Genomic DNA, 7,343 nt, shown 5'->3' with positions numbered 1-7,343 from the left:
GTGCCCCCTTCGTTGGTGATTTGTTGTTTAGTCGCTAGAAATCATATGACGGGGCGCGGGCCGTGTTCCGCTATGCGGTTGTCAATTTGCGAAAGAAATTATGCGTCACCTTCCCGACCGGAGGGGCCGGATATAAGGTTTATCGCGAGTTCCGCACGCAAAGAAGGCCACTTAATGTGGCCTTCGTCTTGCGCAGGACTGTAGAGCAGGAAACCTTATATCCGGCCCCTCCGGTCGGGGACCGCACCCATACGACTACAGCGTCATGTTTGGATCAGCGTCGACGTCGAACGGCGAGATTTCACCTCGGTCGAATTTGCGGCGAGCGACCTCCGCAATCATGGCGGCGTTGTCAGTACAGGCCGAGAGAGGCGGCACCGTTACGCGAATCCCCTGACGCCCGAGTTTCTTAATCATCATCTCGCGCAGATGCGGGTTGGCCGAGACGCCGCCACCGATGCAATACTCCTTGCACCCGGTGGCGTGCAGGGCGTTCTTGGCCTTCTTGTACTGCACGTCAAAGACCGCCGCCTCAAACGAGGCCGCAAGGTCAGGCAGGTGAATCGTGCGCCCAGCCTTGGTCTCCTGCTCAATATAGAGCGTCACCGCCGTCTTGAGGCCCGAAAGCGAGAATCGATAGTCTCCCCTGCTGTTAAGCGCACGGGGAAAATCGATCGCGCGGGGATTGCCCGTCTCGGCGAGCTTGGAGATGATGGGACCGCCGGGATAGCCCAGGCCCAGCGCCTTGGCAACCTTGTCGAAGGCTTCGCCCACGGCGTCGTCCAGCGTCTCGCCAAGCACCTCGTAGTCACCCCATGCCTTTACGTGCACGAGCATGGTGTGCCCACCCGAGACAAGCGTAAAGATAAACGGCGGCTTAAGGTCGGGCTGTGCCAGCAGGTTGGCGAACAGGTGACCCTCCAGATGATTGACGCACACGAGCGGTTTACCGGCAGCATACGCAAAGCCCTTGGCAAAGGCGACGCCCACCACCAGGGCACCCACCAGGCCCGGGCCTTGCGTCACACCCACGGCGGCAAGCTCACTTGGCGCAATCGCTCCACCCTCAAGCCCAAGCGATACCGCGGCATCTTCAAGCGCCGCATCTACGACACTTACAATCACCTCGACATGCTTGCGCGAGGCGATCTCGGGCACCACGCCGCCAAAGCGAGCATGAAAATCAATCTGCGTCGACACCTGGTTGGCCAGCATATTGCCGTCCGCATCGATAATCGCCACAGCCGTCTCGTCGCAAGAGCTCTCGATGGCAAGAACTAGGCGACGGCGCTCGATTTCGGCACGCTCCTCGGCGGTGCGCTCGGGCTCAGGCAGCGGCCAGACGCGCTGCTCGGCAGCCGTTGGCTCGGGCGAGGCATTGTCGAGAGGAAGCACCAGGGGCAGCGACGCCGTCATGACGATGGCATCCTTGCCGACGCCGTAGTAGCCACGGCGACGACCCGCCTCGGTAAAGCCCAAGGCGCTATAGAGCGCAATCGCACCCTCGTTGCCGTCCTCAACCTCAAGCGAAGCAGTGGTGCAGCCGAGCATCTGGGCGTCATAGCTCACGTGCGACAGCAGCTTGCGGGCAATGCCCTCGCGACGATGAGCAGGATCAACCGCGACGTCCATAATCTGAACGTCACCGTCGACGACCATGCCGCCGGCAAGTCCCAGCAACTGACCGTCGTCGTGCGCCACCCACCAGCTACGCGGTGCGGCAACGCCCTCGCCCAGCTCGGACAGGAACATGCCCGGCGTCCACGCCTCGTGTCCGGCGCCTTCAAAGCAGGCGGCCTCCAATGCGGTCGCGCCCTCGGCATCCGCCGCGCCCATGGGACGGAACTGCAGATGGCGGCCGGCGAGCTCGTCGGCAACACCCGTAATCTCGCTCTGGGCGCTCTCGGCAAGCCCAAGGCGCTTGCGCTCATTTTCCTCGGCATCCGAAAGACGCGTGTAGATCGGCAAAACGCGAGCCGGATTACCGTCGCCCGCGGCGTGCGCCATCAGAAGGCCCTCGCCCGAGGGCCACCACAGGTCTCGCTCCACGCAGCGCGCAGTCTCGTCCTCACTCAGCAGCTTGCCATAACGTACGAGACCGTCACCAGTCAGCTTAACCTGGCTCCAGTCCGCGGCCTGGCGCCACTCATCAAGCGCCACGGCGGCTTTGACCACGTGTTCGCGCTCAAACAGACGCTCGGGACCTTCGTCCCCCAGCACGTACAGAGCCGGATACACCTCGCCACGCATGGCGTCGGCAAGAACACCAAGCTTGCCGCGCACGCCAGCCTTCCACGCCGTCCAGGCGCAAGCGTCAAGTGTCGACACGCCCAGCAACGGCACGTTGGCACCGCGTGCCAGACCCTTGGCGGTCGAGATGCCAATGCGAACGCCCGTAAACGAACCCGGGCCGCGTCCAACCACATAACAGCCGACATCGCCGCGATTCAGCCCGGCCTGCGCCAACACGCCATCGACGGTATTCACAAGTTCCACGTTGGCATGGCGACGACACAGATGGTCCCCGCTCACCAGCTTCGCCTCGCCCGTCTGCTCATCAATCCAGCTTGCCGCGCAGGCAAGCATGTCGGTCGAAGTATCGAGCGCCACTACCAGCGCGTTGTCGTTATGCAAGCTCATCTTGTACAGCCTTATCAATCAAATCGAAAAGCTCCGTCGCGCGCTCGCCGTGCGCCTCGAGCGCGATCGTTCGCACGTCGCTATCGTCCTCATCGCGCCTAAGCGTCACCGAGAGATACTCATCCGTCAGCTCGTCCTGAAACTGCTCGCCCCATTCCAACAGGCAAGCGCCCTCATAGCCGAGCACGTCAAAAATGCCCGTATCCTCGAGCTCGTAGGCATGCTCCAAGCGGTACAGATCAAAATGGAACAGCGGAATACGCCCCTGGTCGTGAACGGCCATGAGCGCGAACGTAGGACTCGTGACCATATGCCCGTCGCCCAAGCCGCGCGAAACGCCCTTGGTAAAGTGGGTCTTTCCCACGCCCAAGCCGCCGGTCAGTATCAGCACATCGCCATTTTCTAGACACGGTGCGACCAACTCGCCAAAATGCTCCGTATCGGCAGTACGAGCCGTTTTGTAGGTACCTAGCCCCAGGCGCTCCAGGGACATATACGCTCCTTATTATTCCGAGGCGCCCTCTGGCGCGGGATGTCGCACCAGATAGTCGCCCAGCATCTTAAAGTCTTCCTCCAGCAACTCCTGCCACGCCGGATTGCGCAGCGCCGCCGCGGGATGAAACGTCGGCATCACCACAAAGTGCCCCATCTGATGGAACCTGCCGCGCAGCTTGGTAATGCCAATCTCGGTCTTGAGCACAAAGTGCGTTGCGGGATTGCCGAGCGTCACGATGATATCGGGCCAGATGCTTCGAATCTGCTCGCGCAAAAACGGTGAGCAAGCAAGCACTTCCTCGGGACGCGGATTGCGGTTTCCCGGCGGGCGACATTTAAGCACATTGGCGATATAGACATCTTCACGCTTAAGGCCCGCCAGGGACAGAATGCCGTTGAGGTCTTCACCCGCCGCCCCCACAAAGGGCTCGCCCTGTAAATCCTCGTTACGGCCCGGCGCTTCACCAATAAACATCACGCGAGCGCGGGGGTTTCCCACCCCAAACACGATATTGTGGCGCGACTGGTAAAGCTGGCAAAGGCGGCAATCACCCAGGACGGCCTCGATCTCCTCGAGTGCAACTTCGCGCGGCGCCTGATGGCTATGGCCGGGGATGTGCATAACGCCCATAGCGGCCCCTACACGTAGACCTTGTCGAGACGCATGCCAAAGCCGCAGGCGACCTCGTAGTTAATCGTGCCGCGCAGGCGCGCCATCTCATCCATGGTAATCTCGGCATCGCCATCGCGACCGATAATTATCATCTCGTCGCCATGTTCGGCCTCGGGAATCTCGTGAGCCGGGTTGGACTGAATGGCAACCATAAACTGATCCATGCAGATATTTCCGACCTGACGCACGCGCTCACCGCGATACAGCACGTCCATACGATTGGAAAGCGTGCGCGAAAGGCCGTCGGCATATCCGATCGGCAGCGTGCAGATCTGAACGCGTGTGCGCGGTACGCGGTAGGTAAAACCGTAGCCTACGCCCTCGCCCATCGCAGGATGCGCCACGCGCGTCACGCGCGCATGGACGCTCATCACGGGATCAAGCTGCATCACGCGGCCGCTCAGCTCGCACGGCTGCATGCCATACAAGCCAACGCCAGCACGAATCATATCAAAATGCATCGAGGGGTCGAGCATCGAGGACGGCGTGTTGGCACAGTGCACGATACCGCACTCAAAACCCGCATCCTTAATGGCCTGGACGGCCTCGGTAAAGCGCTGGCACTGCAGCTTGTAGTCCCAACCCGATGGTTCATCGGCCGTGGCAAAGTGCGTAAATACGCCGTCGCACTGAATACCGCGATGGAAATTAATACCGCGGACAAAGTCGAGCACCTGCGTGTAGTGAACGCCGATGCGGTTCATACCCGTCTCGATGGCAAGATGATACTTGCCCACCTTGCCCGCCGCGACGGCACATTCACCATACGCAAGAGCAAAATCGGACGTATAGACCGAGGGCATGATATCGAACTCGAGCAATGAAGGAATAGCCTCGATGGGAGGCTCGCTTAGAATCAGGATGGGCTTGGTGATTCCGCCCTGGCGCAACTCAATACCCTCGCTGACCGTCGCCACGGCAAACATGTCGGCACCGGCCGAATACATGATCTTGGCGCACTCGACGGCTCCATGACCATAAGCATCGGCTTTAACCACGCAGCACAGGCGCTGACGCGGATCTAGCAAGTTCTTATAGGCCCTCGTATTGCGGCGGAGCGCCCCGCGGTCGATCTCGACCCAGGACCAACGCGTCAAATCGGCTTTATTCATGATTAGTCATCCGACCCTTCGTCCATGATTCCCAGATCATCGAGCGCATCCTTTGCCGCCAATTCCATGGCGGGACCGATCAAGTCGATAAGATCGGTCGCGATAACGCTCTTCTCGCCATACTCCGTCGCCGCAGCAAAGCCGGCATAGCTGTGGAGTGCGACGGCATACGAGTACAGCAGCTCCCAACGGTCCATCTCGTCACGCATGGTCGCAAGCGTTCCTGCAAGGATACCTGCGAGGACATCACCCGAGCCAGCGGTCGCCAACGACGCTGGGCCCGAAAGCGGCAGCAGCACGCGCTCGACGCCGCAAATGGCCGTCGTCGGGCCCTTAGCGATAACAACGAGATTATCGGAACCAGCAGCCCAGACAATCTTTTGAGCAGCGGCAATCGCAGTGCCAAGATCATTGACCTCGTCGCCGGCAACGAGACGCGAAAGCTCGCGATAATGCGGCGTCATAACGAGCGGCTGCTCGCGACGGTACATCTCGGGATTACTGTCGATGCCGTCGATTGCAATCTTGGCAAGGCAGTTGAGCGCATCTGCATCTAGGATAAGCGGCACATCGAGCTCAAGCAGGCCCGAAACAACTTGCATCGATCCGGCAGACGTCGTCATGCCAGGCCCACACACAACGCAGCTGTACTTCTTAGCAATCTCGCACACTGTCATACGCGCAGCGGCACCAAAAGATCCACGGGAATCAGACGGAATGGCGAAAACGGGAATCGACGGGAGCGCCATACGAATAAGGTTGGCGCACGCATCGGGCGTCGCAACGGCCACATAACCGGCACCAGCACGAGCGGCAGACTTTGCGGCCATGATGGCGGCACCAGGATATTGTGCCGACCCGGCAACGATGAGCGCGGAGCCGCGCGAATACTTATCGATATTCGTGGGCAGCGGGGCAAAGTAGTCCACCAGATCACCGGGCTCAACGATCTCGGCAGCATGATCGACATCATCGATGACTTCGTCGAGGCGGTCGTACAGACCGCCACACACCAGATCGCCAGCATACTCCGGACCGTCAGCGCTGTAGAGGCCAATCTTAGGGGCAATCATCGTCACGGTACGCTCGGCACGGATGCAGTCGTCATCCACAACGCCCGTCTCGGCATTCAGGCCCGAGGGAACATCGATAGAAACAACGTGATCGGCGCACTCGTTAACCGTAGGAATCCAAATAGAAAACGGCGCACGAAGGTTGCCGTGAAAACCGGTGCCAAAAATAGCATCGACCACGACATCCGCTTTGTTAATGAGAACCTCTAGCTCGTCTCGCGAAGGCCCAACGCACACATGAACGTCGCGACCGGCGGTGCGACGGGCAACGTGACGAGCAAGGGCAGCAGGAATCTCATCCGGCTCAACTGGAGAAACGATATCAACATCAACGCCCTTATGGGTCAGGATATCCGCAGCGACCCAACCATCACCGCCGTTATTGCCAAAGCCGACCAGCACAAGAACGCGATCAGGGTTGAGCTTTAAAATTTCGTTGGCGGCAAATTCACCTGCCAACTCCATGAGCTCGGCCTTCGAGGTGCCCTCGCGCTCGATGATATCCTCGAGGCGAACGACTTCCTCGGTACTCAAAACCGGTTTCATCTATGCTCCTTGCGTATCTTGCGGACCATCGATCAAATGCTCCGACAAAGCAGATTGTTGCAGCTGTTCAAGCTCATCCAATACAGAACGAGCCTCTTTAAATGTCTGGGCAACGCGCTCCTTGGTGCTCATTTTTTCTTCCTTAGGCTTAGGTCGAGCATCCTCGGTAATCGCAATGGCATTAGCGACAGCCAAGTCACCCGTAAGGGTAATAGAAAGAGCAACCTCGACAACACCCAAATCCTGGGCGATTTCGAGAGCGCGACCAGAAAGCAGAGCCTTTGGCTTGCCGAGCCTATCGCGTGTTACGGAAACGTCCTTACGTCCAACGCCCTGACTAAACCCCGTTCCAAGTGCCTTAAGTACCGCTTCGCGAGAGGCAAAGCGGCTGGCATAATGAGCGGCAGGGCGAGACGACGCATCGCAATACGCACGCTCTTCATCGGTAAACACGCGCCGGGCAAACGACGGAGTCTTCTCAAGAATTGATTTCATTCGGGAAATCTCGACGATATCAACGCCGATACCAGCTTCAGCCATGTTCACCTCCATGCTACACAGACTACGATATTGTAGCCCGTTCAAAGAAGATGCGACAAACGAGGGTTATAAAACACAGCTACTATGTGAGACAAATTGCCTGAGAAACGAAAAAGGGGGAGGCCGCGAGGCCTCCCCCTTTTCAGGTCCTTCGACGGCTCGGTGCCGTCCACCGGTCAGCGGCGCCCTGGCCTCCCACGGGCTGGCCCCGCAGTACTCTCGGCGCGATGGGGCTTAGCTTCCGGGTTCGGAACGGGACCGGGC

The 7,343-nt window shown here is 59.5% G+C and carries 6 protein-coding genes and 1 rRNA gene; all 7 read right to left on the bottom strand.

Annotated elements, in window-relative coordinates:
• Window positions 1-255 precede the first annotated feature (255 nt).
• The gene (gene tsaD / locus ACTM86_RS08830; protein ID WP_441017447.1) at window positions 256-2,640 is read right to left on the bottom strand and encodes a tRNA (adenosine(37)-N6)-threonylcarbamoyltransferase complex transferase subunit TsaD; all 2,385 of its coding nucleotides are present in this window, start codon (window positions 2,638-2,640) and stop codon (window positions 256-258) included.
• Window positions 2,627-3,133 carry a tRNA (adenosine(37)-N6)-threonylcarbamoyltransferase complex ATPase subunit type 1 TsaE gene (gene tsaE, locus ACTM86_RS08825; protein ID WP_427719841.1) on the bottom strand — a complete coding sequence of 169 codons (507 nt, stop codon included), beginning with the start codon at window positions 3,131-3,133 and terminating at the stop codon, window positions 2,627-2,629. Before tsaE ends, tsaD begins: the two co-directional genes overlap by 14 nt.
• Window positions 3,134-3,145: 12 nt before the next feature.
• Window positions 3,146-3,766, bottom strand: a complete 621-nt coding sequence (locus ACTM86_RS08820) for a uracil-DNA glycosylase (RefSeq protein ID WP_154515160.1) — start codon at window positions 3,764-3,766, stop codon at window positions 3,146-3,148.
• Between the two features lie 8 nt (window positions 3,767-3,774).
• Window positions 3,775-4,920 carry an alanine racemase gene (alr, locus tag ACTM86_RS08815; protein ID WP_154515162.1) on the bottom strand — a complete coding sequence of 382 codons (1,146 nt, stop codon included), beginning with the start codon at window positions 4,918-4,920 and terminating at the stop codon, window positions 3,775-3,777.
• Window positions 4,921-4,922: 2 nt separating this feature from the next.
• Window positions 4,923-6,539, bottom strand: a complete 1,617-nt coding sequence (locus tag ACTM86_RS08810; protein ID WP_427728959.1) for an NAD(P)H-hydrate dehydratase — start codon at window positions 6,537-6,539, stop codon at window positions 4,923-4,925.
• Window positions 6,540-7,079 carry a holo-ACP synthase gene (acpS, locus tag ACTM86_RS08805; RefSeq protein ID WP_441017450.1) on the bottom strand — a complete coding sequence of 180 codons (540 nt, stop codon included), beginning with the start codon at window positions 7,077-7,079 and terminating at the stop codon, window positions 6,540-6,542. It abuts the gene before it with no gap.
• 174 nt (window positions 7,080-7,253) lie between these two features.
• Window positions 7,254-7,343, bottom strand: a 5S ribosomal RNA gene (gene rrf, locus ACTM86_RS08800); the annotation flags it as partial.

This window comes from Collinsella sp. HCP3S3_E11, assembly GCF_052067375.1.
Taxonomy (GTDB): domain Bacteria; phylum Actinomycetota; class Coriobacteriia; order Coriobacteriales; family Coriobacteriaceae; genus Collinsella.
This window is presented reverse-complemented; position numbering and strand designations above follow the sequence as displayed.